The organism is Allofranklinella schreckenbergeri (assembly GCF_003703475.1).
GTDB lineage: Bacteria > Pseudomonadota > Gammaproteobacteria > Burkholderiales > Burkholderiaceae_C > Lampropedia > Lampropedia schreckenbergeri.
Genome location: NZ_RDQM01000002.1, coordinates 182,882 through 208,899, shown reverse-complemented (window position 1 = coordinate 208,899; position 26,018 = coordinate 182,882). Strand labels below are relative to the sequence as shown.

Below are 26,018 nucleotides of genomic sequence, written 5' to 3'. Positions count from 1 at the left end.
ACCGCAAACCAACCCCGAACTCCCGCTTTTTGAACCGGCCCCGCTCACAGAGATCGTGCTCAGCCTCCAAGACACTGCCTATGAACTCATCCAGTCCGGGGCCCAGAAGCTTGAGTTTCGCATGCGTTGGCGCAACGGGCCGTGCATGGCTTACATCTATCGAAGTGGCCGGGTGAAGGAGCTTTCGGCCTGCATGAAGCTTGGCGCTCCCATCTTTGGTACGCCAGGGGAAACTGGCCGACTGGCCGAAGAAATGCGGCCGGGCAATAGGGCTTCAGTCGCAGAGTATTTGCTCCCAACGCAAGAGCGCACGAACAGTTAAGGGCTGGTGTCCTTCATCAAGCCCAGGCTTGCCCCATCACACAGCATCTTTTACGGGAAGACGCTCTTGCCGACTCTCCAGCGCCAACGCAGCACTGGCATGCAGGCAAATCGCCGCCGCAGTGGCGACGTTGAGCGATTCCTGGCCGCCAGGCTGCGCGATGCGCACAGGGGTGTGGGGCAAGGCTTCCAAATCCGGGGCGACGCCCTGCCCTTCGTGGCCTAGCACCCAGGCGCAAGGCCAAGGCAATGTGTGCTCTTGCACAGCCCGATGCAGATATTGGCCACGGTGCGAGCTGGTCAATAACAAGGGCACATTCAACGCCCGCACCTCATCCACCCCCGCCTGCTCCACCAAATGCAGGCTGGCATGCGCCCCCATGCCTGCGCGCAACACCTTGGGCGAAAACAAGCCAGCCGAGCCGCGCAGCGCCACCACCTGGGTGAAGCCAAAGGCCGCCGCGCAGCGCAACACGGCGCCCACATTGCCCGCATCCTGCAAACGGTCTAACACCACGGTGGCCACACCTGTGCGCACGGTTTGCGCTTGCGGGCATTGCGCGATATAGGCCAGCCCGGCGGGGCTTTCCAGGCCGCTGACGTGGGCAAACAGCGCATCGGGCAGCACATAGACGGGGGGCGGCAATGGCTTTGGATGCTCTGCCGGGGCAGCTTTGGCAGAGGCGGGCGGCAATGCCAGCCAGTGGGCGGCTTCGTCTGCTTCCCACCGCGTTTGCGAGAGCACCAAGGCTTGCACGGGCCAGACAGGGCGTTCGCGCGCGACGCTGCACAAATGCTCGCCTTCCAGCCATAGCAAACCTTGCTTGCGCCAGGCGTGGCTCTCTTGGGCGAGGCGACGCCAGGCTTTGACATGGGGGTTATCGCGTGAAGTAATGGAAATGGCGCGCATGGCCTGTGCAATGGGCGGTTGCATGAATCGCAATGGTCAATGGGGGTGATGGGGTGTTTTGGGGGTGCTCAAACTGCGCTCAGATTCTGTGAGGCGCCGTTGGCGCAGCGCAGGCGACTTTGCCACACGCTCTATGATCGCCCTCTTTGGCATTTTTTCTTTCCATTTTGAGCATTTTTGAGGCCCTGGCATGAGCACAACACCGACCCCCAGCATTGGTTCCAGAGATTACGCGCCCACCACGCCACGCCGTGTGGCTTTTATTGGTTTGGGCGTGATGGGCTACCCCATGGCGGGGCATTTGGCGCGTGCGGGGCACACCGTCGCAGTCTACAACCGCACCAGCGCCAAAGCTGCGCAATGGGTAGAGGAGTTTTCGCCCGTCAACCCTGCCGTGCGACAAGCGGCCACGCCAGCCCAGGCGGCCGAAGGGGCCGAATTCGTGTTCGGCTGTGTGGGCAATGACGAGGATTTGCGCGCCGTCACCCGTGGCGCGCAAGGTGCATTTGCAGGTATGGCACCCGGCGCGATTTATGTGGACCACACCACCGCTTCGGCCGAAGTCGCGCGCGAACTGCACGCCCATGCGACCGAGCGGAGCTTGCATTTTCTGGATGCGCCCATCTCCGGCGGGCAAGCGGGCGCACAAAACGGCCAGCTCACCGTCATGTGCGGCGGCGAGCAGGCGGTGTTCGATGCCGTCCTGCCCGTGGCGCAAGCCTTCTCCCGCGCCATCACGCTCATGGGGCCTGCGGGCGCGGGGCAATTGACGAAGATGGTGAACCAGATCGCCATTGCCGGGCTGGTGCAAGGCCTGGCCGAGGCTGTGGGCTTTGCCATGCAGGCGGGCCTGGATGTGCCTACCGTTATCAGCGCCATCAGCAAAGGCGCGGCGCAGAGCTGGCAGATGGAAAACCGCGCCCTGACCATGGCCCAAGGCCAGTTTGACTTCGGCTTTGCCGTGGATTGGATGCGCAAGGATTTGGGCCTGGTGCTCGACGAAGCGCGCCGCAACGGCGCACACCTGCCGGTGACGGCGCTGGTCGATCAGTTCTACGGCGATGTGCAAGCCTTGGGCGGTAATCGTTGGGATACCAGCAGCCTGATTGCGCGTTTGCACAAGTTTTGATGGGGGCAGCGGCCATCATCCCTATGAAAAAAGCGGTTGAGCGGGCGCCCCCTCGCTCAACCGCTTTTGCCTTCTGTGGCAAGGCGCATTATTTCAGCGTGAGGATCCACTCCGCCAGCTTCAGCGCCTCCTCCTCCGACACCCGGGTATTGGGCGGCATGGGCACTTTGCCGTACACATCCTTGCTGCCTTGGCGGATGTGCTGGGCCAGCAGTTGCGCGGCGCCCTCCTCGCCCGCTCGCTTTTTCGCCACATCCTTGAACGCCGGGCCCACCACCTTGCGCTCCACCGTATGGCAGCTCAAACAGGCTTTGGATTTCATCAGCTTTTCATCGGCCTGGGCCGCCTGGGCCATCGCCAGAGCGCAGCAAACCGCCAAGAGGTATCGGATAGGCATCGCGTGCAAATTCGTTGTGAATGGGACAGGCGAGGATGGTATTGCATTTCTGGAAACACAGACCGCAGCGGCGACAATGCCGCCCCGTTTTGCATGAACCCTCCCCAGCCCGCGTCATGACCGCACTGACCACCCTGATCTCCGTTACCCAACTGCAAGCGCTCCAGCAAAGCGGCGCGCCGCTGATGGTATTTGATTGCTCGTTTGATCTGAGCGACCCCGCCCAGGCCGACCAGATGTACGCCAACGCCCATATCGCAGGCGCGGTGCAAGCGCATGTGGATCGAGACCTCAGCGCCCACGATCCGGCCCGCGCCCTCAACGGCGGACGCCACCCACTGCCGCGCCGTGAGGACTTTGCCGCCTGGCTCACGCGCATCGGCTTTCACAACGGCATGCAAGCCGTGGTGTACGACCGCAACGGCTGCAACTTCTGCGCCCGCCTGTGGTGGATGCTCAAATGGGCGGGGCACGACGCCGTGGCCGTGCTCGATGGCGGCTGGCCAGCCTGGCTGACGGCCGGTGGCGCTGTGGCCAGCGGCCCCATGCCCGCACCCACCCAGGCGCTGCATGCCAGCGCCCGCCCCTTTGTGCTGCAAGCGCCCTTGCGCCGCCTGCTGCACATCGGCGACGTGCAAGCGCACCTGGGGCAGCCCGCGCAAACCTTGATCGACGCGCGCGGCCCCGCCCGTTACCGAGGCGAAACCGAGCCGCTGGACCCCGTGGCCGGTCACATCCCCAGCGCCCTCAACCGCCCCTTTACCGACAACTTCACGCCCAGCGGGCATTTCAAGCCGCAACCGCAATTGCAGGCCGAATGGGACGCCCTGCTGGCCGGGCGCGAGCGCGACAGCCTGGTGGTGTATTGCGGCAGCGGCATCAGCGCCCTGCCCAACGCCGTGGCCCTGGAGCTGGCTGGCTACCCGCCCCCGGCGCTTTACGCAGGCAGTTGGAGCGAATGGTGCCGCACGCCAGGCATGCCCATCGCCACGGGGCAGGAAAGTTGACTCCATTAATATACATCAAAAGAAACAAAATTGCCTTTTTTCGGCATGATGGTAAAAAAGTTATTTTTACTTTGAAATAAAATAATGCAATCGCTGCTGCGCCTACCCGCCCTGGCCACGCCCGATGGCCGCGCGCCCTGTGTGCTCCTGCCCGATTGGCCTGCCATTGCGGGTGTGCGGGCTTTGTTCACCACCCGCCAGGGCGGCTATAGCGCAGCGCCTTGCGATAGCTGGAATCTGGGCGAGCATGTGCAGGATGAGCCGCGCCACGTCCAGGCCAACCGCGACTTGCTGCACGCCGTCATCGGCCAGCTCCACGCGTCAGCGCCAGCCCACGCACAACCTCGCCCTGCGCCCCAGCCGCATTACCTCCAGCAAATCCACGGTTGCGACGTGTGGGCGCTCGAAGGCGGCGCGCCCGGCAGCGCTGCCGCCCTGCCCCAGGCCGACGCGGTCTGGACGGCCAGCCCCGGCCAAGTCTGCACCATCCTCGTGGCCGACTGCCTGCCCGTTTTGTGGGCGCACCGCCAAGCCCCCGTCGTGGCCGCCACCCATGCGGGCTGGCGCGGGCTGGCCGGGCAGGCTGGTGGCGGCGTGCTGGAGCACACCTTCGCCGCCTTCGCCCAGGCCGTGCGCCGTTGGCTGCAAGCGCACAACCGCCCTGACGCCGACGCTGACGAGCGCGCCATCGCCCGCCATACCCAGGTCTGGCTCGGCCCGTGCATTGGGCCGCAAGCGTTTGAAGTGGGCGATGAGGTGCGCCAGGCCTTTGCGGCGCATGCGCCCGCCCAACACGTTACAACCCAGCACGTCACAATCCAGCGCGCCACGGCCCAGAGCAGCGAGGATTGGGGCCGCCCGGATTGGGGCGACATCCCCCTGTGGAGCCCCAGCCCGCAACATCCCCAGCGCTGGCTGGCCCACCTGCCCGGCCTGGCGCGCCAGCGGCTGGCCCAATTGGGCATCACGCAGGTGTACGGCAACGATGGCACCAGGCCCTGGTGCACCTTCAGCCAGGAAACGCTGTTTTTCTCGCACCGCCGCGACAGCGCCCGCCTGGGCCGCACCGGCCGCATGGCCGCCTGCATTTGGCTGGGGTAGATTTTCAAATCAAAGAATTTTCGGCTTTAATTCCATCAAGCCGAAACAAGGCAATTTTATTTCTTTTAGATGTGGAAAATCCTTGCCATCCGAAGGCCGGACGGCAAGGATTGCAACGGGCGGGCCTGGAGTTGGCCAGAGCGTGTGAGGCACTTGCCCCCCCGCAAGAGCGCCAAGTGCCTCACAGGCTTTAGACGTTGAACAAAAAGTTCATCACATCCCCATCCTGCACCACGTACTCCTTGCCTTCGGCGCGCATCTTGCCCGCCTCCTTGGCGCCTTGTTCGCCTTTGTGCTTGATGAAGTCATCAAAGCCGATGGTTTGCGCGCGGATGAAGCCGCGCTCGAAATCGCCGTGGATCACGCCCGCAGCCTGCGGGGCGGTGGCGCCTTTCTTGATCGTCCAGGCGCGCACTTCCTTTACGCCTGCGGTGAAGTAGGTTTGCAGGCCCAGCAGTTGGTAGGCGGCGCGGATCAGGCGATTCAGGCCCGGCTCGGTTTGCCCCAGCTCTTCCAGAAACAGCGCGCGGTCCTCAGGCTCCATGCCCGCCAGCTCGGATTCGATCTTGGCCGAAATCGCCACCACCGGCGCGTTCTGGCTGGCGGCGTAGGCTTGCAGGCGTTCGAGCAAGGGGTTGTTCTCGAAACCGTCTTCGCTGACGTTGCCCACAAACATGGCGGGCTTGGCGGTGATGAGGCTGAGCGGCTTGAGCATGGCCAGCTCTTCGGCGCTCAAATCCAGCGTGCGGATGGGGCGGGCTTCGTCCAGCGCCGGTTGCAGGCGTTGCAGCAGCGCCAGCATCTTGGCCGCTTCCTTGTCGTTGCCCGATTTGGCCAGCTTGGTGTAGCGCTGGATGGATTTTTCCACCGTGCCCAAGTCGGCCAGGCACAGCTCGGTCTGGATGACTTCGATATCGGCGATGGGATCGACCTTGCCCGCCACGTGCACCACGTTGGCGTCCTCAAAACAGCGCACGACGTTGATGACGGCGTTGGTTTCGCGGATGTGGGCCAGGAACTGGTTGCCCAGGCCCTCGCCCTTGCTGGCGCCAGCGACCAGGCCGGCAATGTCCACAAACTCCACCACGGCGGGCACCACGCGCTCGGGCTTGACGATTTCCGAGAGCTGCGCCAGGCGCGGATCGGGCACTTCCACCACGCCCTCGTTAGGCTCGATGGTGCAAAAGGGGTAGTTCTCAGCGGCGATGCCGGCGTTGGTCAGGGCGTTAAACAGAGTGGACTTGCCCACGTTGGGCAGGCCCACGATGCCGCATTGCAAGCTCATGGTGGAATTTCCTGATTGGGGGCGCTACAGGCTCTGCAAGGGCGGGCTGCAAAGGCGCAGCAGATACAGCACAACACAGGCAGCGCCGAAAAAACAAAAGCGCGCACAGCGCGCGCGCAACAAACCCGGCATTTTAGATGCGCTGCCAAGGGCGCTCATACAGGCGCCGCGCCAGCGCCAAAGCCACCGAAACCGCCGTTTGGCGCCCTGCTACACTCGCGCCGCATGTTTTCTTCCCCTGTTTTTTTCATGGCTTTTTCTTCGTCCAGACGCGGCGCGGCGGCGGCGCTTGTGGCCGCTTTGGCGCTGGGCGGTGCGCCCCTGGCGCTGGCGAAAACGCCGTCTGCCCCTGCACCAGTTGCTGCCCCTGCGCCAGCGGCCGCCGCCACACAAAAGACGGCTGCCCCCATGCCGGTGCCAGCGGCGGCGGAGCTGGAATACGAGGTCAGCGGCAAGGTCAGCGGCTTTGGCTACAACGCCACCGGAAAGCTGTATTGGCAGCACGATGGCCACAGCTACCAGGCCGAGCAGCGCATCCGCGCGCCCATCGTGGGCACGCGCTGGCAAAAAAGCGAGGGGCGCATTGGCACGGCGTTTTTGCAGCCGCTGCGCTTTGAGGATTCTTCGCGCAAGCGCCGCAATATGCGCTTTGACCTGGCCGCAGGCACCGTCACGGCGGTCGAATCGGGCCAGACGCAGCCGGTGCGCCAAGGCGGGCAGGATCGCCTGAGCCTGTATTTCCAACTGGCCGCAGCAATGGCGGGCGATGCCGCTTTGCGCCAGCCAGGCAAGCGCCTGCCGATCTGGACGGTGGCAACGAACAAGCAAGAGCTGTGGGAGTTTGAAGTGGTGAGCCTGGCCCCCGTCACCCTGCCCGCAGGCCAGATGCCCGCCATTGAGCTGCGGCGCTTGCAGCGCAACGCCCAGGACGATCAGAAAGCGCATATCTGGCTTTCCCCCCAGACGGGTTATCTGCCCGTGCGCATCCATTTCGAGGACGATGGCGATGCGGTGGATTTGCGCCTGGCGCGCTACAGCCCCAGGCCTGGCCGCTGAAAGCATCGAAGCCATTTCAATCAAAGTAAAAATAACTTGATTCATAAGTTGCCGAAACAAGGCAATTTTGTTTCTTTTTGATTTATAAAAAATCCTCTGCCCCACGCGGGCTGTGCCTTTTCACCTCTTACCCCTGCCCTGCCCGTGTCTCTTTTCAAAGCCGCCTCCACGGTTTCATTGATGACTTTGCTCTCGCGCATCACCGGCTTGGTGCGCGATTTGCTCATGGCCACGATTTTTGGCGCCAACGCGCTGACCGATGCCTTCAACGTCGCCTTTCGCATCCCCAACCTGTTTCGCCGTTTGTTTGCCGAAGGGGCATTCAGCCAAGCCTTTGTGCCGGTGCTCGCCTCTACGCGCGCGCAGCAAGGCGACGCTGCCACCCAGGCGCTGATCGACCGCGTGGCCACCATCCTGTTCTGGGCGCTGATTGCTTTTAGCGCGCTGGGCGTGCTGGGCGCGCCGCTGCTGGTGTGGCTGCTCGCCAGCGGTCTGCACAGCGAGGCGGGCGCGTTCGACGCCGCCGTGCGCATGACGCGCTGGATGTTCCCCTACATCGCCTGCATGTCGCTGGTGGCCTTTGCCTCGGCCATTCTCAACACCTGGCGCCGCTACGCCATTCCCGCCGCCACCCCGGTGCTGCTCAACCTGTGCATGATCGCCGCCGCGCTGGGGCTGGCGCCCTGGTTTGCGCGGCAGGGCTGGGAGCCGATTTTTGCCATGGCCGCGGGCGTGATGGCGGGCGGGCTGTTGCAACTGGGCATGCAATGGCTGGCGCTGCGGCGGCTGGGCCTGCTGCCGCGGCTGGGCGGCTCGCCGCGCAGCGTGCGCGCGGCCTGGGGCGATAGCGGCGTGCGCCGCATCTTGCGCCTGATGGCACCGGCCCTGCTGGGCGTGGGCGTGGCGCAAATCTCGCTGATGATCAACACGCAAATCGCCTCGCACCTGCAAGCGGGCAGCGTGACGTGGCTGTTCTACGCCGACCGGCTGATGGAATTCCCCACCGCCTTGCTGGGCGTGGCCCTGGGCGTGGTGCTCACGCCGCAGCTCGCCAGCGCGCAGGCATCAGGCAAGGTGGGGGAATACTCCGCCATGCTCGATTGGGGCCTGCGCGTGGTGGCCGTGCTGGCCCTGCCCTGCGCAGCCGGGTTGGTGTTTTTTGCCACGCCGCTGGTGGCCACGCTGTTTCACTACGGCGCGCTGGGCGGGGCGGACGTGCGCCAAATCGCCCTGGCCTTGATGGGCTATGGCGCGGGCCTGCTGGGCCTGGTGGCCGTCAAGGTGCTGGCGCCCGGCTATTACGCCCGCGAGGACATGCGAACGCCCGTCAAAATCGCCGTCATCGTGCTGGCGCTGACGCAAGTGTTCAACATCGTCCTCGTGCCCTGGCTGGGGCACGCCGGGCTGGCTCTGAGTATTGGGCTGGGGTCGATGGTCAACGCCTCGCTGCTGCTGGTGGGGCTGATTCGCCGTGGCGCCTACCAACCCGGGCCGGGCTGGGTGCGGCTGGGCTTTCAAATTCTGGCCGCGCTCATCGCCCTGGTGATGTTCCTGAGCTGGGCCAGCCAGTGGCAGGATTGGCTGGCTTTGCAGGAGCAGCCCCTGCACCGCGTGCTGACGCTGGCGTGGATGCTGGCCGCCGCCATCGCGCTGTACTTTGGCACCCTCTGGGCCGCACGCTGCGATTTGCGCGCCCTGCTGCGCCATTCCGGCCAAGGGTGACAAGCCTTTGCGTTTTTCGCTTTTTCCTTTCTTCCGACCTTTCCCCCCCTCTGCCGACTTCCCCTCTCATGGCGCATCACAAAGTTTTGTTCGGCTTTCACGCCGTCACCGTTCGACTCAAAACCGCCCCCGATTCCATCGTCGAAGTGCTGTTCGACAACAGCCGCCGCGATGCCCGCATGAAGCAGTTTCTCGCCCGCGCGCAGGAAGCGGGCGTGCGCCTGATCGAGGCCGACGCCACGCGCATCGCCAAGCTGGCGGGCAGCCACGGCCACCAGGGCGTGGCCGCGCGCGTGAAAGAAGTGGCGCAACAGCGCTCGCTGGACGACTTGCTCGACAAGCTGGAGCGCGACGGCCACGCGCCGCTGCTGCTGGTGCTCGATGGCGTAACCGATCCGCACAATCTGGGCGCCTGCCTGCGCGTGGCCGATGGCGCAGGGGCGCACGCGGTGATCGCCCCCAAAGACCACGCCGCCGGCATCAACGCCACGGTGGCCAAGGTCGCCAGCGGCGCGGCAGAGACAGTGCCCTACTTCATGGTCACCAACTTGGCGCGCTGCCTGGGCGAGCTGAAAGAGCGCGGCATCTGGGTCACAGGCACCAGCGAGGACGCACCGCAAACCATTTACCAGGCCGATTTGCGCGGCCCCACGGCCCTGGTGCTGGGGGCCGAGGGGCCGGGCATGCGCCAGCTCACGCGCAAAAGCTGCGACGCGCTGGCGCGCATTCCCATGATGGGCGCGGTAGAAAGCCTCAATGTCTCGGTCGCCAGCGGCGTGTGCTTGTATGAAGCCATGCGCCAGCGCCAAGGTTGATTACTCCAAATTTCCAATCAAAGGAAAAAACAAAAAACCCTTTCGGCAATACTGTATTAACGAAAGGGTTTTTTATCATGAGCTCATGAATTGGAATCATGAGTTGGAGCTTTGCGCCCCCGCACGCAGCAGCGGATCGTTTTGCAAAGCCCCCAGCGCCACGTCGATCACGCGCGGGGCGGCTGCGCTCAAGTCCACCCGCCCGGGCTTGACCAGCCACAGTTGCAGCAGCCCCACTACGGCCGATTTCAGCCAGGTCGTCGCAAAGGCCAGATCCAGATCGCTGGGCAAAGCGCCTTGGCGCACGCACAGGCGCAAGGCCGATTCGGTTTGCTCCTGCCACATCAGGTGGTAGCGGTTCATGATGTCCACAATCCCGGCGTTTTCCTGCGTGTGCTCGCATTTGAGGTGCAGGATGTGGGAGAACTTGCGGTGCAGCGCGTTGTGCTGCACGCGCTCGAACATGTTTACCAGCGCCTGGCGCAGGCTCGCCAGCATATCGGGCGCGTTGTTGCGGATGTCGTCATCCAGGCGCTGGCTCACGTCGTGAAAAATGCGCAAAAACAAGGCGTCGAACAAATCTTCCTTGTTCTTGAAGTGCCAGTACAAGGCCCCCCGGGTCAGGCCCGCCTCCTGGGCGATTTCCTGCAGCGAGGCGCGGGCAACGCCACGGCGGTCAAAAACATCCAACGCCGCAAGCAGCAACTGCTCGCGGGTTTCTTGTGCTTGAGCCTTGGTTCTTTTCATGTCGGGGGGAGTCGGGGCAAAGGGCCGCGATTATAGGCAGCAAACATGCAGCCGCGTATGTATGTATCAGAGGGTTGCGGTAGGGCGGCGTGCACCTGGCGCCCCTGCAAATCCTTGCGCCCCGCTTGCGCTTCAACGGGCTGCCCGATTGGGGCCGCGCTTTCTGAACTTGGCTGACAATGCCTGCCTTTGCGCTCCTGCAACTGTGTTGTTGCCGCCAGCGCCCCTGTCATCTCCCCTGCCAGCTCCCATCCCTGCCGAAGAAAGAAGCCTGCTTTATGACAACGCCTTTTCCGCCGCCCACTGGCCGCACCACCCCCGTTCGCCTGGCCTTGGCTGGCCTGCTCGTGGCCGCCCTGCCCTGGCTGACGGCCTGCCAAACCACGCCCGCCGCGCCCGATACCCAGGCCATCGCCACCCAACTGGGCGCGCCCGTTCCTGTGCTGGCGGTGGATGCCAAAGGGCTGGCCATCATTGCCTATTACGGCGCGGCGGGCAGCGATGCCGAGGGCGATTTGCGCAACAGCCCGCAGCCGGGCGGTTTTTACCGCGTCTATATGGGTAAAAACAGCAGCGGCCAGCATTTGCTGCAAGAGTTTTATCAAGACAGCGCCAGCGCGCAAAGCAGCGCCTACCCGGTGGATGCCGCAGCGAATTTGCTGGATTGGGAGGTCACGCCGCAGGAGGGCGAAGTCGTTTTCTACCGCCCCAATGGCCAGGTGCGCAGCCTCTCGGTGTACCGCAATGGCAAGCTCAACGGCCGCACGGTGTATTACAACGACGATGGCAGCGAGCGCGCCTCCTACACCTGGGTGGATGATGCCCTGGATGGCCCCTTTGTCGTGCGCGAGCCGGGCACGCAGCGCAGCGCCGAGGGCCTGGCCCAGGACGATCAGCTCATTCGCCTGCAGGGGCGCGACGCGCAAGGCCGGGCTTTGAGCGCTGCGCAGGCGCTGGAGCTGCTGGCCGATTCCTTCTCCAAATGGCACGCCGATCTTTTTCAATAAGCGCTGCCTTGGCGAGGGCCTTCATGCGGTTAAAATTCCAGATCAAATAGCGATTTCCACAAGCTTTCGGCACGTCAGCCATGCCGAAAGCTTGTTTTGATTTTTCTATTGGTTTGGAAAGCTGTTGAAAAGCCATTGAAAAACCATGCAGCCGCCTGCCCTGCACGCCCGCTGCCAACCCCTCCCCCCGCAAAGGAAAGCACACCCATGTCCACCTCCCGCTTTGCCGCCATGCCCGATGCCCAAGGCTTTTTCGGCCCTTACGGCGGCCAATTCATCCCCCCCGCGCTCAAGCAAGCGATGGACGACATCGACCGCGCCTATGAAGAAATCCGCCAGCGCGAGGATTTCCAGCGCGAGCTGGCCGAGCTGCTGGCCGATTACGTCGGCCGCCCCAGCCCTATCTTTCACGCCAAGCGGCTCTCACAACAGCTCGGCGGCGCGCAAATTCACCTCAAGCGCGAGGATTTGAACCACACTGGCGCGCACAAAATCAACCATTGCCTAGGCGAGGCGCTGCTGGCGCGCTTCATGGGCAAGAAGAAAGTCATTGCCGAAACCGGCGCGGGCCAGCATGGCGTGGCGCTGGCCACCGCTTGCGCGATGGTGGGCATCCCCTGCGAAATCCACATGGGCGAAGTCGATGTGCGCAAGGAGCACCCCAACGTCACCAAAATGCGCATCCTGGGCTGCAAGCTGGTGACCGTCACGCGCGGCGCGGCCACGCTCAAGGAGGCGGTGGACAGCGCCTTTGAGGAATACCTCAACGACCCGGCCAACTACTTCTACGCCATCGGCTCCGTCGTCGGCCCGCACCCCTTCCCCAAAATGGTGCGGGACTTCCAGGCCATCATCGGCCGCGAAGCGCGCAGCCAGTTCCAGGCCAAGCACGCTCGCCTGCCCGACATCGTCACCGCTTGCGTGGGCGGCGGCTCCAACGCCATCGGCATGTTCACTGCATTTCTGGACGATGACGGCGTGCAGCTCGTGGGCGTCGAGCCTTCGGGCGAGGGGCTGGACAAGCCCGGCCGCCACTCGGCCACGCTCACGCGCGGCCATCCCGGCCAGCTCCACGGCATGGCCTGCTACGTGCTGGAAGACGCCCAAGGCGTGCCCGCCGCCGTGCACTCGATCGCCTCCGGGCTGGATTACCCCGGCGTTGGCCCGCAGCACAGCTACCTCAAGGACGTGGGCCGCGTGCGCTATGAAACCGCCAGCGACCAGGAAACGCTGGATGCGTTCATGACCCTCTCGCGCGTGGAAGGCATCATCCCCGCGCTGGAAAGCGCCCACGCCGTGGCCTGGGCCATGCGCATCGCACCCACGCTGGCGGCGGATCAGCACATCCTGGTCAACCTCTCCGGCCGTGGCGACAAGGATGCCGATTACGTGGCCGAACGTCTGGGCCTGTAACCCCTCGTGCAGCCCCAACCCGACAAGCCGCCCGGTACAAGGGTGGCTTGCCATTGAATTTGCAATTCAAAAAGAAATAAAATCAACCTATTTCGGCATGATGGCAGTAAAATCATTTTTAGTTTGATTGATAGATCATGAAGCGCTTGCTGACCGCCCTTTTCATGCTCCTGGCCATCACCGCCATCGTGTTCTACGGCATGTTCAGCTCGCTGAAAGTACGCAGCCAACAAACGCCACAAACGCCCCAGGCGCCAAGCCCTGCGGCGCAAACTCCCCCGCCTCAGCCCGGGGCCACGCCCATGCGCTAAGGCTGCCTGCCTCCTTCCCGCCTTCCCGCCGCCTTTTGCCCCTCATGTCCGCCAACGCTCCCGCCCCCGTCGCCCGTTTCGCCACCCTGTCCGAGTGGCTGAGCCATTGCGAGCGCATCCACCCCAGCACCATCGAGTTGGGGCTGGAGCGCATGCGCCGCGTGGCCGATGCGCTGGCGCTGCGCTTCGATTGCCCCATCATCACCGTTGCGGGCACCAATGGCAAAGGCTCCACCTGCGCCATGCTCGAAGCCATCTTGCAGCAAGGCGGCTACCGCACCGGCGTGTACACCTCGCCGCACATCGTCCACTTTGAGGAGCGCTGCCGCATCGACGGCGAGAACGTACAGGCGGCCGATTTGCTGCCCCATTTCGAAGCCGTTGAACGCGCCCGCCACCAGGCGGGCCAAAACGGCACAGGCGAAGGCGGCCACCCCGTATCGCTGACCTACTTCGAGTTCACCACCCTGGCCATTGCCCGCCTGCTCAGTCACAGCAAGCTGGATGTGGTCATTCTGGAAGTTGGCCTGGGCGGGAGGCTCGATGCCACCAACTTGTTCGATGCCGACTGCGCCGTCATCACCAGCATCGATATCGACCACACCGACTTTCTCGGCCCCGATCGCGAAAGCATCGGCCGCGAGAAAGCTGGCATCCTGCGCGCAGGCAAGCCCGCCATCGTCTGCGATCCCGTGCCGCCGCAATCGCTGTTGGCCTACGCCGCCGAGATCGGCGCCGACCTCTGGCTGGCCGGGCGCGATTTCAACTACGCGGGCGACCGCCAGCAATGGGGCTGGGCCGGGCGCGGCAAACGCATCCACGGCCTGGCCTACCCCGCGCTGCGCGGCGCCAACCAGCTCATCAACGCCGCAGGCGTGCTGGCCGCCCTGCAAGCGCTGCGCCCGCTGCTGCCCGTCACCGCCCAGGCCATCCGCCAGGGGCTGGCGTTGGTGGAACTGCCCGGGCGCTTCCAAATCGTGCCCGGCCAGCCCGTGCTAGTGCTGGATGTGGCCCACAACCCACATGCCGTCGCCACCCTCACGGCCAACCTTGATGTGATGGGCTTTTACCCCACCACCCACGCCGTTTTCGGCGCCATGCAGGACAAGGACATCACCTCCATGCTGCGCAAAATCGGCCCGCTGATCGACCGCTGGTACTTCACCGACCTGCCCGTGCCCCGCGCCGAAAAAGCCAGTGAGTTGCTCAACCGCTGGCAAGCCCTGCAACTGCTGGCGCAGCGCCCGCGCGAAGTGCCGGTCGCCACCTTTGCCGACCCGCTGGCTGCGCTGGACGCGGCCATCAAGGCCGCAGAGCCGACTGATAGAATCGTCGTCTTTGGCTCTTTCTTCACCGTCAGCGCCGTTTTGGCCAACGGCATCCCCAGGCTGGATGCTCCGCATTTGGCTGGCAGCAGCCCTTTGTGAACTGCTGGCGGGATGCGCCTGCGCATGGCTGATGGACTCCATGCCCCTCCATCAGGGGTATTTTGATTGAGACAAACCATGAGATGCCAGCATCGCGCAACCTCCCAAGTGGCGCCAGCCGCGCTCAGCCGCCCTACCCTCTAACCCGCTATGGCACTTTTTGAATCGCGCAAGGCCGACGCCGCGCCAGAAGACCGCAGCTCGCTGGCGCGCAAGCGCGTGCGGGCGCCCATCGACTCGGTTGAAGACATGCGCCGCCGCGCGCGCCACCGCCTCATCGGCGCGTGCCTGCTGGTGCTGGCAGCCATCATCACCTTCCCCATGCTGTTCGATGCCGAGCCGCGGCCCGAAGTGATCGATGCCCAAGTGAGCGTCGATGGCGGCGATACCGCACCTGCGCGCGGCCGTGGCAACCAAGTGGCGCTGGTTGCCGCCAGCGGCATCGCCAATCACGGCTTGGGCGACGACGAGGAAGTCGTGGAAGATTTATCCCCCGCGCCCGATCGCGCCACCGCCTCGGCCGCGAAAAGCAGCGATGCCAAAGCCGCCGTCGCCCCAGCCGCTGTCAGCCTGGCAGCACAGCGCGCGCAACAAGCCAAACAGCGCGCCCAAGCTGAGCAAGCCGCAGCGCGCAATAAGCCGGCTGAAAAACAGCCACCCCAAAAGCCTGCCAGCAAGCCTGCGGAAAAAACGTCGGAAAGGCCGGCCAAAGTGGCAGAAAAAACTGCGGAAAAACCCCAACCCAAGCCGAAAGCGCCAGAGAAAACTCCCGCCAAACCAGCCGATAAGCCTGCGCAAAAATCCGACAAGCCCACCCAGGTCGCCAGCGCCAAAGTATCGGAAAAAGCGCAGGAGAAAGCGATTGAGAAAAAACCCGCTGTGGCCGACAAACCCGCCCCAGCCGCCAAAACGCCCGCTATCCAGCCGCCGCCGCGCCCCGCCGCCAAAGACGAATCGGCTCGCGCGCGAGCATTGCTGGAAGGCCGCCAGGTGGATACGCCCTCAAGCCGCAGCGATCAAGGACGTTTCATTGTCCAAATTGGCGCTTTTTCCGATGACGCCAAGGTGCGCGAAGTGCGCCAAAAGCTTGAAAGCCTGGGCCTGCGCACCTACACCCAAGTGGTGCAAAGTGGCGGTGGCAGGGCAACGCGCGTGCGCGTAGGCCCCTTTGCCAACCGCGCCGAAGCCGACCGCGCTGCCAACCGCGTGAAAAGCGCGAACTTGCCCGCCGCTATTCTTTCGCTCTGAATATTGCTGCGTTCCCCTGGCTGACAGTCCCCTCCTCCATGACGCTGAACGGGTTTGACCTGGCCTTTTTGATGCTGGCCTTTCTTTCTGTGGCTGTAGGCATCTGGCGTGGCTTCGTGTTTGAATGCATCAGCCTGTTGGGCTGGCTGATGGGCGCTTTGGGTGCCATGCGCTTGGGGCCTGAGCTGGGCATGATGCTTATCTTTGGCTCCATCAGTGACGAGGCCCAGCGCGTGCTGGGCATGCTGGCCGTTTTCATTGTGTTGGTGTTTCTCTCTTCCATGTTCGCCAGCATGGCCAGGCGCTCGATCAAAGCATTGGGTATGCGCCCTGCTGACCGTTTTATCGGCGCGTTGGCGGGTTTTGTGCGCATTGTGCTGCTTGGCGTTTTGCTGGCTGTGGTCATCCATGCGCTGCGCTGGAACGACCAGCTATGGTGGACCTCGTCAGCCACCGGCCCGCTGCTGGAGCTGGCCCGCCTGGAATTGGCCCAATGGCTACCAGGCTGGACGATCCTGCAAACCCCTCAGTCCCTGCAATTGCCCTCGTTGCCCCCGGCTGGCGCGGCCAGCGCCTTGCCGCTGCTGCCCCCCCATCGGTGAAATGCCTGTGACCGCTGCAGCCTCTTATTTGCTTTTGCCTCATCTACATACAGTCCCCTCCAGGAGATCCATCCCATGTGCGGAATCATCGGCGTCGTCAGCGCAACCCCAGTCAACCAGCTTATCTACGACGCCCTATTGCTGCTGCAACACCGCGGGCAGGATGCCACCGGCATCGTGACCGAGCAGGATCGCAAGTTTTTCATGCACAAAGCCAAAGGCATGGTGCGTGACGTCTTTCGCACCCGCAACATGCGCGCCCTGCCCGGCACCACCGGCCTGGGCCAGGTGCGCTACCCCACCGCCGGCGACGCCAACAGCGAGGAGGAAGCCCAGCCCTTTTACGTCAATGCTCCCTTCGGCATCGTGCTGGTGCATAACGGCAATATCACCAATGCCAAAACGCTGCGCCAGGAACTGTTCAACACCGATCACCGCCACACCAACACCACCAGCGACACGGAAGTGCTGCTCAACGTCCTGGCCCACGAGCTGGAACGCAAAACCGCCGGGCAGCCGCTGACCACCGAGGCCATCTTTGCCGCCGTGCGCGCCGTCCACCGCCGCGTACGCGGCTCCTACGCCGTCATCGCCATGATTGCAGGCTATGGCATGCTGGCCTTTCGCGATCCGCACGGCATCCGCCCGCTTTGCCTCAGCCAGCGCCACGCCGACGGTGGCTACATGCTGGCCAGCGAATCGGTTGCGCTGGAGGGTACGGGCTACGCCCTTGCGCGTGATATCCAGCCCGGCGAAGCCATTTTCATCAACCAGCAAGGCGAGATCAGCCAAGCCCAATGCGCAGACCAAGCCAGCTTGCACCCCTGCATCTTTGAGTACATCTACCTGGCGCGGCCTGATTCGGTGCTTGATGGCATCTCCGTTTATGCAGCCCGCTTGAATATGGGCGAAACCCTGGCCCAGCGCGTGCTTTCGGCCGTTCCGCCCAAAGACATCGACGTCGTCATCCCGATTCCAGAGTCCAGCCGCCCCAGCGCCATGCAACTGGCCCAACTCATTGGCAAACCCTACCGGGAAGGCTTTGTGAAAAACCGCTACGTTGGGCGCACTTTCATCATGCCCGGCCAGAGTGTGCGCAAAAAGTCCGTGCGCCAAAAACTCAATGCGATCGCCAGCGAATTCAAAGGGCGCAATGTGTTGCTGGTGGACGACTCCATCGTGCGCGGCACCACCTCTAAAGAAATCGTGCAAATGGCGCGCGAAGCCGGGGCCAACAAGGTCTATATGGCCAGCGCGGCCCCACCTGTGCGCTACCCCAACGTTTACGGCATTGACATGCCCACCACGGCAGAGCTGGTGGCCCACGGCCGCAGTGTGGAAGAAATTCGTCAGCTCATTGGCTGCGATGCACTGATTTACCAGGATGTGCAAGCCATGAAACGCGCCGTGCACGCATTGAATCCTGACCTGGATGGCTTTGATGCCTCTTGCTTCGATGGGCAATACATCACGGGTGATATCACCAGCGAATCCATCATGGCGTTGAACGAAGGACGCAATCCGGCCCAACCCGAAGTGAACGGGGAATAAAGCTTTCCTGACTCAAGAACGCAGCGCAGCAAAAAGCCGGGCATTGCCCGGCTTTTTGCCAACCTATGCGCATGCTTTACAGCGGTGGAATACGCAATTTCTGCCCCGGATAAATTTTGTCGGGGTGCGTCAACATAGGCTTGTTCGCTTCGAAAATGACGGGGTACTTGTTCGCATCGCCATAGTATTTCTTAGCGATGTGCGACAGCGTATCGCCTTTGACCACATCGTGAAACTGCGCCTCTGGCTCAGGCGTCGTCACACTCATTTGGTTATCGACTTCTGTCACATGGGCCACATTGCCGCAGCACAAGGTGACTTTTTCCAAGTCCTGCTGCGTTTGCGCCACCCCGGTGACGGTCACTTTGCCTGTGGCGCCGTCAAATGCCACTTTGACGTCTGAAACTTGCAGCCCCTGCGTGGCAATGTACTTTTCGATGGCTTGCGCCGCCGTTTGGTTGAGATCAGGCTGCTCGCTGGGCGCAGCCTCAGCGCTTTTGCCTCCAAACAGTTTTTCGCCGGCTTCCTTGATAAAACTGAAAAGACCCACAGTGCACTCCTATTTAAAACTATTAAAAAACAGCCCAAACCAACCGTATGGGCCACCACAGTTTAGCGCCAAAGGGAATTTCAGGCAGCGCACATAAAAATACCGCGCCAAGTCCTGGAGCCTGGCGCGGTCGTCAATGGCATGCAGCAGAACTGCCGATAGCGTTTATTGCGGAGCAACCAACTTGTCGCCTACCGAAACGGGATCATGGCTATCCATGATCAAACCATAGGAGACACGATCAAACACACGGAAAATCAACAGCACGCCGTTGGGTTCATCGGGCAAACGCACGCGTCCGCCTTTCTGTTCAGGGTCACGCGCCAAACGGCCTTTGCGCAGAATTTGCACCACATGGCCGACTTCCATCGCATCGTTACTGCCCAGATTGATTGCAACCACTTGGCCAGAACCCGCATTGGTTACCGCCTGATCGGCATAAATGGAAACTACCCGGCCCTCGATGTGCGGCGGTGGCAAGTGGGGCACAAAATTGGCGTATTCGGCCTCTTCCTTGATCAAATCCAGCTTGTCGCCTACACGCACTTCCGTCACGGCCTTGGTGACTTCCAAGGTGGCTGGGCGGTACTCCTCAATGGGGCGGCCTTTTTTATCCACCGCCTCTTCAAAGAACTCGTCGCGCACAATCCGTGCCTGGCCCACATATTCGCCCTCGAAGCCCAGGATGTCCTGGGTTTCGGGGTCTTGCAAAGGCTTGGCCTTGCGGAAGATGGAGAGGTGTTTCGGGGAGCCTTCGCGCGTGGAAAGCGGCACGGCATCGCTGCCACGCACGTAAATGCGGTCGCCGTTCCCCATGATCAGGCGATCATCCACCGAAGCCAACACCGTGGGCAAATCACCCATGTCATTCAAGTCCTTGATAACTGGGCGCACCAAAAATGGCTCAATCAAGTCGCGGCGCACGGTGGGCAGCGGCGCGCTTTCCATAGGCTCCAAACGCACGCCCGGGGAAAGTTTCACAACCCCGCCAGCCCCGCTGGAGCGCACACCCAAACGGGCATAGCCCTCATGGATGTCAAGGTGGAGCACTTGGCCGGGATAAATCAAATGGGGGTTTTTAACGGTGGATGCATTCATGCCCCACAACTCGGGCCAGCGCCAAGGCTTGCTCAGGTACATCCCTGAAATCCCCCAAAGGGTATCGCCGCGTTTCACGGTGTATGTCTGCGGCGCATCCGCACGCAATTCATGAACGGGCAAGCCGCGAGCCGCAACTTGCTGTGCAATAGCGCGCTGATGGGCGCTGACGGGGTATTTGTGTGCTTGGGCTGGCCCTGCCAACAAGCACGCTGCCATCGCTATGGACAACAGGCCTCCCGCCTGAGGCCACGAACGTGTAATGGAATGGTTTTTTCTGGATAGATTCATAGTCTCACTGCAAATCTCGGGCCAAGCCCAAACTGTTTGCCCTACACAAGGCAGCAATGCATACACACGCTAACAATCGTCCCAAATTGTGACAAGGCCGCTTGGATTCTCATTGCAAGCCCGGTGCAAAGCAATGCTTTTTTGCCGCCCAACTGTGATCAATGGCAAAAATGACGAAAATAACGACACTCTAAGCCATCGCCCACCACTACACATGTCCACACTGGAAATTCTCCAATTCCCTGACCCCCGTCTTTTAACCGTTGCCAAACCCATAGCCCAGGTCGATGAACGCATCAAAGACATCGCTGCGCGCATGCTGGAAACCATGTACGAATCCAACGGCGTCGGCTTGGCCGCAACGCAAGTCAATGTGCATGAGCGCATGTTCGTGATGGATACCACCGAAGAGCGCAACCAGCCCCTGGTGCTGATTAACCCGGAACTGACCTGGGTCAGTGAAGAAAAAACCTGCGACGACGAAGGCTGCCTCTCCATCCCCGGCATTTACGACAGCGTCGAACGCCACGCATCCGTTCACGTCAAAGCACAAGATGAACACGGCCAATGGCGCACGATTGAGGCCACAGGCTTGCAAGCCGTTTGCATCCAGCATGAGATGGATCACCTCATGGGCAAATTGTTCGTCGATTACCTCTCCCCTCTCAAGCGCAACCGCATCAAAAGCAAAATGCTCAAACGCGCCAAAGGCTAAACCCAATCCCAAACACCCTACAGCCCCAACCACGGGGCTGTTTCTCTTGCCGCCGATCCGCCAATCAGGCGGGACGATTCAATGGAGGTAATCCCATGGCCTTATCCATTTGCGTTGCACAGCTCAACCCGACAGTGGGCGATTGGCAGGGCAATCTGGCCCAGGCGCTCGCCGCCGCAGCCCACGCACATGCACAAGGGCTCAGCCTGCTGGTCTTCCCAGAACTGTTTTTGACCGGATACGCCGCAGGCGATTTGTATGCCAGGCCGCGCTTTTTGCACGATGCCGCGCAAGCATTGCAGCAGTTGCAAGAAGCCAGCACGCAATGGCCTAGCCTGCATATCCTCATCAGCCACGTCGAGGCTTTGGATCCCCAAACCCCTTTGCCGCCGGACACCAGCATCCTCCCCCCGGCCAGCCAAGTCGTCAGCCTGCTGCGCGAAGGCCAGCGCCTGGGCGCTTGGCGCAAGCAAACCCTCCCCAATGAAGGCGCTTTTGATGAAAAGCGCTACTTCCTCAGCGGCATTCACCATCACGCACAGCCCGATCCCGTGATCGAAATCGCAGGCATGCGCCTAGGCATTCTGGTTTGCGCCGACGCCTGGAAGGCCGAGCCTGCGGCTCGCGCCAAAGCTGCGGGCGCACAAGCGTTGCTGGCCTTGAACGCATCGCCTTTCACCCATGACAAGCCCGCTGCGCGCCTGCGTATGGCACGCGCGCGCACCCAAGAGACCGGCTTGCCCCTGCTTTACGCCAATTTGCTGGGCGGGCAAGACGAGCTGGTTTTCGATGGGCACTCCTTCGCCATGCAAGCCAACGGGCAAACAGCAGGCCATGCCCCCGCGTTTGAAGAATGCCTGTGGCCGCTGCGCCTGGCCGCTGGCCCTGACGGCTTGCAATGGCTGAGTGAAAACGACGCGAGCGGCCCCATCAGCGAAAGCAGCGCCAACAGCCCTGATGCCCTCCGCCATCACGCCACCTGGCACGCCTTGACGCTGGCCACGCGCGATTACGTGCGCAAAAACGGCTTCTCCCATGTCCTCCTGGGCCTATCGGGCGGGCTGGATTCCGCCCTGGTGCTGGCCATCGCGGTGGACGCGCTCGGCGCCGATCGCGTGCACGCCATCATGATGCCCTCGCCTTACACCGCCTCCATCAGCGTGGACGACGCACGCGAGATGGTGCAGCGCCTGGGCGTGCGCTACGACGAAATCAGCATCCGCGAAACCTTCGAAGGCTTCAAACACAGCCTCGCCCCCCTGTTCGCAGGCCGCGCAGAGGACGCGACAGAAGAAAACCTGCAAGCGCGCATCCGTGGCGTCATGCTGATGGCCATCTCCAACAAATTCGGCGGCCTGCTGCTGACCACCAGCAACAAAAGCGAAGTCGCCATGGGCTACTCCACGCTTTACGGCGACAGTTGCGGCGGCTTTGCCCCGCTCAAAGACATCTTCAAATCCGAAGCCTTTGCCCTGGCGCGCTGGCGCAACGGCCACACCTTCGGCCTAGGCCCGGCCAACCCCATCCCCGAGCGCATCATCACCCGCCCGCCCAGCGCCGAGCTGCGCGAAAACCAGACCGACCAAGACAGCCTGCCACCCTACGAAATGCTCGACGCCATCGTGCGCCTGCGCATGCAAGAGGAGCACAGCGCCGAGCAAATCATCGCCGCCGGCTACCCGGCAGAGCGCGTAGCGCAAGTCTTCAAACTCTTGCGCATCAGCGAATACAAACGCCAGCAAAGCGCCCCCGGCCCCAAACTCAGCGCCCGCAGCTTTGGGCGCGACTGGCGCTACCCCATCACCAACCGCTACCGCGATTGAAACAAAGGCATGCCATCACTTGGGCCGCAGCCCAGGCCCCAAGGTCGAGCGCACGGCGAAAAACCGTCCCTTTGTATTAATTTACATCAAGAGAAAATAAATTACATACACATCATGCCGAAACAGGCATATTTTGTTTCCTTTGATTTATAGTGAAAACCCCTAGGACGCGCTGAAAATCAGCGTTTCCCCTAGGCATTTGCCCGTGCTGCGCGGCATTTGCCGTGTATGCTCGCCGCCTTGGGGGATCGAGGTCGATCCCTGCAACAATCCAAAGGAGTTCACATGACCTTCCAACTCAAAACCCTCGCCCTGGCCGCTGCTGGCGTGCTCGCTTTCTCCGCCCACGCTGCCGACACCATCAAAATCGCCGCCGTCGGCCCCACCACAGGCCCGGTGACCCAATACGGCGACATGGTTCGCGAAGGGTTGAACACCGCCGTTGAACAAGTCAACGCCGCAGGCGGCGTGCTGGGCAAGAAACTCGAAGTCGTCGTCATTGACGACGCCTGCGAACCCAAGCAAGGCCCCGTTGCCGCCAACCGCGTCGTCAACGACAAAATCCATTACGTCGTCGGCGGCGTCTGCTCCGGCGCCACCATCGCCGCCGCTCCCGTTTATGACGAAGAAGGCGTGGTGATGATTACCGCATCGGCCACCGCCCCAGCCCTGACCGACGGCAAAAACTACCAATACATCTTCCGCACCATCGGCCGCGACGACCAGCAAGGCCCCGCTGCCGCCAAATACATCATCGAGAAGGTCAAGCCGCAAAAAGTCGCCGTCCTGCACGACAAAGCCTCCTACGGTCAAGGCATCGCCAGCTCCGTGCGCAGCACCTTGCAAGCGGCCAACGTTGCCACCCCCATCTTTGAAGGCATCAACGCTGGCGATACCGACTACTCCGCCGTCATCACCAAGCTGAAAACCGAAGGCGTCGATTTCGTCTATTTCGGCGGCTACCACCCCGAAATGGGCCTGCTGTTGCGCCAAGCTGCCGAGCAAGGCCTCAAAGCCAAATTCATGGGCCCGGAAGGCGTCGGCAACCCTGACATCAACGCCATCGCAGGCGAAGCCGTCGAAGGCATGCTCGTGACCCTGCCCGCCGACTTCTCGCAAAACCCCGCCAACGCTGCCATCGTCAAAGCCTTCAAGGACAAAAAACGCGATGCAGCGGGCGCCTTCCAGCTCCCCGCCTATTCCGCAGCCATGGCCATCGTCGAAGGCATCAAAGCCGCTGGCGAAGACAACCCCGAAAAAGTCGCCAACTTCCTGCGCACCGCCAAGATCGCCAGCCCCATTGGCGAACTCTCCTGGAATAAATCCGGCGACCTGAACCACTTTGAGTTCGACGTCTTCACTTGGCATAAAGACGGCAGCAAAACCGTCAACAAATAAGCCATGCATGCACCCAGCCGCTGAACCCGGCTGAAGCCATCCAGGGGCGCCATGCAATGCTTGTGCTCCTGGGCTAGCAACACAAACGGGGGGATGGGTTCCAAGCCCATCCCCCCGTTGCCGTGGCTGGCGCCTCACATGGATTTCATTTCAAAGTAAATATTACTTGAATTATAAATTGCCAAAATAAGGCGATTTCATTTCTTTTTGATTTGCAATAAAATCCAACCAAGCCTCCACCAAGCCGCACCAAGCCTTTAAAATAGCCGCCTTGCCAAACGCCAGCCCTGCCGATCTCTGCAGAGCCGTCTTTTCATGAAATTCCTGTTTGACTTTCTGCCCTTTGTTCTGTTTTACGTCACCTACGTCAAATGGGGCATCTACGCAGCCACTGCCGTCGCCATTGCCGCATCGGCCCTACAAATCATTGTCAGCCTGGCCCTCGGCCATCAAGTGCAACGCATGCAATGGGTTTCCATGGGGCTAATCGCCGTTTTCGGCGGTTTGGCCCTGATATTGCAAAACCCCATTTTCATCATGTGGCGCTCTTCGGTCGTCAATTGGCTGCTCGCAACCATTTTGCTTGGCTCCATGCTGATTTTGAAAAAAAATCTGCTCAAAACCCTATTAGGCAACCAAATCAAAATGCCCGATGCCGCCTGGCGCAGCTTTGTCTGGGGGATGGCCACCTTATTCACCATCATGGGCGTTGCCAATATCGTCATCGCCAAAAACTTCAGTGAATCCTTCTGGGTCAATTACAAAACCTTTGGCAGCCCCGTCATCACTTTTATCGCCATATTGGCACTGATTTTGTTCATTCAGTTCAATCACGGCCAAGAGATCGAAGTCATCAACGACGATACCAAGCCACCAACGACTCCCCCATCGCAAGATTCGCCATGAGCACCGCCCCCCAAACCGTTACCGCCGAAGCCATTGATGCGCGCTTGCGCCAAGTTTTCCAGCCAACGGAACTTCTTGTGATCGACGAGAGTCATCGGCACGAAGGCCACGCAGGCGCCAATGGAACAGGCTTTGGAACCCATTTCAAGGTTCACATTGCTTCACCATTATTTGCCTCATCCTCACGCGTCGCAGCCCATCGCCTTGTGTATGATGCCCTGCGCGACTTTTTCGATGCGGGGCTTCACGCCTTGGCCATCGAACTGAAATAACCCGGCCCCAGGCCAATAAGGCATTTCTGTTCGGGCAAAGGCATGGGCCTTGACATCGTTTAGCAATCCACGCAACCCAACCAAGAGGTATTGAAAACTCATGAAAAAACAACTGCTTTCCGTTTTGCTCGCAGGCTCCTTCGCCGCCATGGCCCTGCCCGTTTCTGCGCAAAATCTCGCTACCGTCAATGGCGTAGCCATTCCACAAGCGCGTTACGATTTTTTCATCAACCAATTTGAACAAGCCGGTCAAAAGAAAACGCCCGAGCTGGAAGCGCACGTCAAAGAAGAGCTGATTCGCCGCGCCGTATTTGAACAGGAAGCTCAAAAATTGGGCCTCGAAAAAACCGATGCCTTCAAGGAGGAAATGGAACTGGCCCGCCAAACCTTCCTCATCCGTGCACTGTTCCAAAAATACCAGAAAGACAACCCTGTCTCCGACGCTGCCGTCAAGGCCGAATACGACAAATACGTGGCAGAAAACAAAGGCAAGGAATACCACTCCTCTCACATCCTTGTCGAAACAGAGGAAGAAGCCAAAGCCATCATTGCCGATCTGAAAAAGGACGCCAGCAAATTCGAGGCCATCGCCAAAGAAAAATCCAAAGACCCTGGCTCAGGTGCCAACGGCGGCGATTTGGGCTGGAGCCGCCCCGAAGCGTACGTGCCTGAATTTGGCGAAGCGCTGAAGAAACTCTCCAAAGGCAAAATGACGGAAACGCCTGTGAAAACGCAGTTTGGCTGGCACATTCTCAAGCTGAAAGACAGCCGCGATATTCAGCCCCCCAAACTGGAAGATGTGAAACCACAAATCCAGGAAGCGTTGGGACAAAAGCAATTGGCCGAATTCCAGGAAAAGCTGTATAAGGCTGCCAAGATCGAGAAATAAGACTTAACCTACCATAAAAAAATCCGC

The 26,018-nt window shown here is 61.6% G+C and carries 25 protein-coding genes; 19 read left to right on the top strand and 6 right to left on the bottom strand.

Annotated elements, in window-relative coordinates; translation table 11 throughout:
* Positions 1-358: 358 nt before the first annotated feature.
* The gene (locus EBQ26_RS02475; RefSeq protein WP_238944090.1) at positions 359-1,255 is read right to left on the bottom strand and encodes a TrmH family RNA methyltransferase; all 897 of its coding nucleotides are present in this window, start codon (positions 1,253-1,255) and stop codon (positions 359-361) included.
* A 166-nt stretch (positions 1,256-1,421) separates the two neighbouring features.
* Here EBQ26_RS02475 and EBQ26_RS02470 point away from each other — a divergent pair, with 166 nt between their 5' ends.
* On the top strand, positions 1,422-2,360 hold the full coding sequence (locus tag EBQ26_RS02470; protein WP_122237439.1) for an NAD(P)-dependent oxidoreductase: 939 nt from the start codon (positions 1,422-1,424) through the stop codon (positions 2,358-2,360).
* A gap of 88 nt (positions 2,361-2,448) precedes the next feature.
* On the opposite strand, the gene EBQ26_RS02465 is transcribed toward EBQ26_RS02470, so the two are convergent.
* The gene (locus EBQ26_RS02465) at positions 2,449-2,757 is read right to left on the bottom strand and encodes a c-type cytochrome (RefSeq protein WP_122237438.1); all 309 of its coding nucleotides are present in this window, start codon (positions 2,755-2,757) and stop codon (positions 2,449-2,451) included.
* A gap of 116 nt (positions 2,758-2,873) precedes the next feature.
* On the opposite strand from EBQ26_RS02465, the gene EBQ26_RS02460 reads away from it, so the two are divergent.
* Complete coding sequence (locus tag EBQ26_RS02460) at positions 2,874-3,764, top strand: sulfurtransferase (protein WP_122237437.1); 891 nt, start codon at positions 2,874-2,876, stop codon at positions 3,762-3,764.
* 84 nt (positions 3,765-3,848) lie between these two features.
* Positions 3,849-4,865, top strand: a complete 1,017-nt coding sequence (locus tag EBQ26_RS02455) for a polyphenol oxidase family protein (protein ID WP_122237436.1) — start codon at positions 3,849-3,851, stop codon at positions 4,863-4,865.
* Between the two features lie 190 nt (positions 4,866-5,055).
* Here EBQ26_RS02455 and ychF read toward each other — a convergent pair whose 3' ends face one another.
* A complete protein-coding gene (gene ychF, locus EBQ26_RS02450; RefSeq protein ID WP_122237435.1) occupies positions 5,056-6,150 on the bottom strand; it encodes a redox-regulated ATPase YchF in 1,095 nt (364 codons plus the stop codon).
* 225 nt (positions 6,151-6,375) lie between these two features.
* On the opposite strand from ychF, the gene EBQ26_RS02445 reads away from it, so the two are divergent.
* From EBQ26_RS02445 to rlmB, 3 genes are all read left to right on the top strand, one after another.
* Positions 6,376-7,206, top strand: a complete 831-nt coding sequence (locus EBQ26_RS02445; RefSeq protein ID WP_122237434.1) for a DUF3108 domain-containing protein — start codon at positions 6,376-6,378, stop codon at positions 7,204-7,206.
* 144 nt (positions 7,207-7,350) lie between these two features.
* On the top strand, positions 7,351-8,928 hold the full coding sequence (murJ, locus tag EBQ26_RS02440) for a murein biosynthesis integral membrane protein MurJ (protein WP_122237433.1): 1,578 nt from the start codon (positions 7,351-7,353) through the stop codon (positions 8,926-8,928).
* A 68-nt stretch (positions 8,929-8,996) separates the two neighbouring features.
* Positions 8,997-9,743 (top strand): 23S rRNA (guanosine(2251)-2'-O)-methyltransferase RlmB, encoded by a 747-nt coding sequence (rlmB, locus tag EBQ26_RS02435; protein WP_122237432.1) that lies wholly within the window; start codon positions 8,997-8,999, stop codon positions 9,741-9,743.
* 96 nt (positions 9,744-9,839) lie between these two features.
* On the opposite strand, the gene mtrR is transcribed toward rlmB, so the two are convergent.
* Positions 9,840-10,490 carry a multidrug efflux system transcriptional repressor MtrR gene (mtrR, locus tag EBQ26_RS02430; protein ID WP_122237431.1) on the bottom strand — a complete coding sequence of 217 codons (651 nt, stop codon included), beginning with the start codon at positions 10,488-10,490 and terminating at the stop codon, positions 9,840-9,842.
* Between the two features lie 278 nt (positions 10,491-10,768).
* Between mtrR and EBQ26_RS02425 the strand changes: the two genes are divergently transcribed.
* From EBQ26_RS02425 to purF, 7 genes are all read left to right on the top strand, one after another.
* Positions 10,769-11,497, top strand: a complete 729-nt coding sequence (locus tag EBQ26_RS02425) for a toxin-antitoxin system YwqK family antitoxin (protein ID WP_122237430.1) — start codon at positions 10,769-10,771, stop codon at positions 11,495-11,497.
* Between the two features lie 207 nt (positions 11,498-11,704).
* The gene (gene trpB / locus EBQ26_RS02420) at positions 11,705-12,910 is read left to right on the top strand and encodes a tryptophan synthase subunit beta (RefSeq protein ID WP_122237498.1); all 1,206 of its coding nucleotides are present in this window, start codon (positions 11,705-11,707) and stop codon (positions 12,908-12,910) included.
* 137 nt (positions 12,911-13,047) lie between these two features.
* Positions 13,048-13,221 carry a hypothetical protein gene (locus tag EBQ26_RS12815; RefSeq protein WP_238944089.1) on the top strand — a complete coding sequence of 58 codons (174 nt, stop codon included), beginning with the start codon at positions 13,048-13,050 and terminating at the stop codon, positions 13,219-13,221.
* A gap of 44 nt (positions 13,222-13,265) precedes the next feature.
* Positions 13,266-14,648: a bifunctional tetrahydrofolate synthase/dihydrofolate synthase gene (folC, locus tag EBQ26_RS02415; RefSeq protein ID WP_122237429.1), complete on the top strand. Its 1,383-nt coding sequence runs from the start codon at positions 13,266-13,268 to the stop codon at positions 14,646-14,648.
* A gap of 150 nt (positions 14,649-14,798) precedes the next feature.
* On the top strand, positions 14,799-15,896 hold the full coding sequence (locus tag EBQ26_RS02410; protein WP_122237428.1) for an SPOR domain-containing protein: 1,098 nt from the start codon (positions 14,799-14,801) through the stop codon (positions 15,894-15,896).
* Positions 15,897-15,934: 38 nt separating this feature from the next.
* Positions 15,935-16,498 carry a CvpA family protein gene (locus EBQ26_RS02405; protein ID WP_122237427.1) on the top strand — a complete coding sequence of 188 codons (564 nt, stop codon included), beginning with the start codon at positions 15,935-15,937 and terminating at the stop codon, positions 16,496-16,498.
* 75 nt (positions 16,499-16,573) lie between these two features.
* The gene (gene purF / locus EBQ26_RS02400) at positions 16,574-18,049 is read left to right on the top strand and encodes an amidophosphoribosyltransferase (protein WP_122237426.1); all 1,476 of its coding nucleotides are present in this window, start codon (positions 16,574-16,576) and stop codon (positions 18,047-18,049) included.
* 76 nt (positions 18,050-18,125) lie between these two features.
* Here purF and lysM read toward each other — a convergent pair whose 3' ends face one another.
* The gene (lysM, locus tag EBQ26_RS02395; protein WP_122237425.1) at positions 18,126-18,599 is read right to left on the bottom strand and encodes a peptidoglycan-binding protein LysM; all 474 of its coding nucleotides are present in this window, start codon (positions 18,597-18,599) and stop codon (positions 18,126-18,128) included.
* 165 nt (positions 18,600-18,764) lie between these two features.
* Positions 18,765-19,697, bottom strand: a complete 933-nt coding sequence (locus tag EBQ26_RS02390) for a peptidoglycan-binding protein (RefSeq protein ID WP_238944088.1) — start codon at positions 19,695-19,697, stop codon at positions 18,765-18,767.
* A 505-nt stretch (positions 19,698-20,202) separates the two neighbouring features.
* On the opposite strand from EBQ26_RS02390, the gene def reads away from it, so the two are divergent.
* The 6 genes from def (at position 20,203) to EBQ26_RS02360 (ending at position 25,991) form a co-directional block, all read left to right on the top strand.
* A complete protein-coding gene (def, locus tag EBQ26_RS02385; protein ID WP_122237423.1) occupies positions 20,203-20,703 on the top strand; it encodes a peptide deformylase in 501 nt (166 codons plus the stop codon).
* A gap of 95 nt (positions 20,704-20,798) precedes the next feature.
* Positions 20,799-22,526, top strand: a complete 1,728-nt coding sequence (locus EBQ26_RS02380) for an NAD+ synthase (protein WP_122237422.1) — start codon at positions 20,799-20,801, stop codon at positions 22,524-22,526.
* A 285-nt stretch (positions 22,527-22,811) separates the two neighbouring features.
* Positions 22,812-23,924, top strand: a complete 1,113-nt coding sequence (locus EBQ26_RS02375; protein WP_122237421.1) for a high-affinity branched-chain amino acid ABC transporter substrate-binding protein — start codon at positions 22,812-22,814, stop codon at positions 23,922-23,924.
* Positions 23,925-24,239: 315 nt separating this feature from the next.
* Entirely contained in the window at positions 24,240-24,830 is a 591-nt protein-coding gene (locus tag EBQ26_RS02370; protein ID WP_122237420.1) for an inner membrane-spanning protein YciB, read from the top strand.
* The gene (locus EBQ26_RS02365; RefSeq protein WP_122237419.1) at positions 24,827-25,102 is read left to right on the top strand and encodes a BolA family protein; all 276 of its coding nucleotides are present in this window, start codon (positions 24,827-24,829) and stop codon (positions 25,100-25,102) included. The genes EBQ26_RS02370 and EBQ26_RS02365 overlap by 4 nt, the downstream gene beginning before the upstream one ends.
* Positions 25,103-25,202: 100 nt before the next feature.
* The gene (locus EBQ26_RS02360; RefSeq protein ID WP_122237418.1) at positions 25,203-25,991 is read left to right on the top strand and encodes a peptidylprolyl isomerase; all 789 of its coding nucleotides are present in this window, start codon (positions 25,203-25,205) and stop codon (positions 25,989-25,991) included.
* The last annotated feature ends 27 nt before the right edge of the window (positions 25,992-26,018 follow it).

Bases quoted from the DNA above. Each gene is read 5' to 3' on its own strand.
- EBQ26_RS02475 (WP_238944090.1), bottom strand. From the start codon at position 1,255: ATGCAACCGCCCATTGCACAGGCCATGCGCGCCATTTCCATTACTTCA.
- EBQ26_RS02470 (WP_122237439.1), top strand. From the start codon at position 1,422: ATGAGCACAACACCGACCCCCAGCATTGGTTCCAGAGATTACGCGCCC.
- EBQ26_RS02465 (WP_122237438.1), bottom strand. From the start codon at position 2,757: ATGCCTATCCGATACCTCTTGGCGGTTTGCTGCGCTCTGGCGATGGCC.
- EBQ26_RS02460 (WP_122237437.1), top strand. From the start codon at position 2,874: ATGACCGCACTGACCACCCTGATCTCCGTTACCCAACTGCAAGCGCTC.
- EBQ26_RS02455 (WP_122237436.1), top strand. From the start codon at position 3,849: ATGCAATCGCTGCTGCGCCTACCCGCCCTGGCCACGCCCGATGGCCGC.
- ychF (WP_122237435.1), bottom strand. From the start codon at position 6,150: ATGAGCTTGCAATGCGGCATCGTGGGCCTGCCCAACGTGGGCAAGTCC.
- EBQ26_RS02445 (WP_122237434.1), top strand. From the start codon at position 6,376: ATGTTTTCTTCCCCTGTTTTTTTCATGGCTTTTTCTTCGTCCAGACGC.
- rlmB (WP_122237432.1), top strand. From the start codon at position 8,997: ATGGCGCATCACAAAGTTTTGTTCGGCTTTCACGCCGTCACCGTTCGA.
- mtrR (WP_122237431.1), bottom strand. From the start codon at position 10,490: ATGAAAAGAACCAAGGCTCAAGCACAAGAAACCCGCGAGCAGTTGCTG.
- EBQ26_RS02425 (WP_122237430.1), top strand. From the start codon at position 10,769: ATGACAACGCCTTTTCCGCCGCCCACTGGCCGCACCACCCCCGTTCGC.
- trpB (WP_122237498.1), top strand. From the start codon at position 11,705: ATGTCCACCTCCCGCTTTGCCGCCATGCCCGATGCCCAAGGCTTTTTC.
- EBQ26_RS12815 (WP_238944089.1), top strand. From the start codon at position 13,048: ATGAAGCGCTTGCTGACCGCCCTTTTCATGCTCCTGGCCATCACCGCC.
- folC (WP_122237429.1), top strand. From the start codon at position 13,266: ATGTCCGCCAACGCTCCCGCCCCCGTCGCCCGTTTCGCCACCCTGTCC.
- EBQ26_RS02410 (WP_122237428.1), top strand. From the start codon at position 14,799: ATGGCACTTTTTGAATCGCGCAAGGCCGACGCCGCGCCAGAAGACCGC.
- EBQ26_RS02405 (WP_122237427.1), top strand. From the start codon at position 15,935: ATGACGCTGAACGGGTTTGACCTGGCCTTTTTGATGCTGGCCTTTCTT.
- purF (WP_122237426.1), top strand. From the start codon at position 16,574: ATGTGCGGAATCATCGGCGTCGTCAGCGCAACCCCAGTCAACCAGCTT.
- EBQ26_RS02390 (WP_238944088.1), bottom strand. From the start codon at position 19,697: ATGAATGCATCCACCGTTAAAAACCCCCATTTGATTTATCCCGGCCAA.
- def (WP_122237423.1), top strand. From the start codon at position 20,203: ATGTCCACACTGGAAATTCTCCAATTCCCTGACCCCCGTCTTTTAACC.
- EBQ26_RS02380 (WP_122237422.1), top strand. From the start codon at position 20,799: ATGGCCTTATCCATTTGCGTTGCACAGCTCAACCCGACAGTGGGCGAT.
- EBQ26_RS02375 (WP_122237421.1), top strand. From the start codon at position 22,812: ATGACCTTCCAACTCAAAACCCTCGCCCTGGCCGCTGCTGGCGTGCTC.
- EBQ26_RS02370 (WP_122237420.1), top strand. From the start codon at position 24,240: ATGAAATTCCTGTTTGACTTTCTGCCCTTTGTTCTGTTTTACGTCACC.
- EBQ26_RS02365 (WP_122237419.1), top strand. From the start codon at position 24,827: ATGAGCACCGCCCCCCAAACCGTTACCGCCGAAGCCATTGATGCGCGC.
- EBQ26_RS02360 (WP_122237418.1), top strand. From the start codon at position 25,203: ATGAAAAAACAACTGCTTTCCGTTTTGCTCGCAGGCTCCTTCGCCGCC.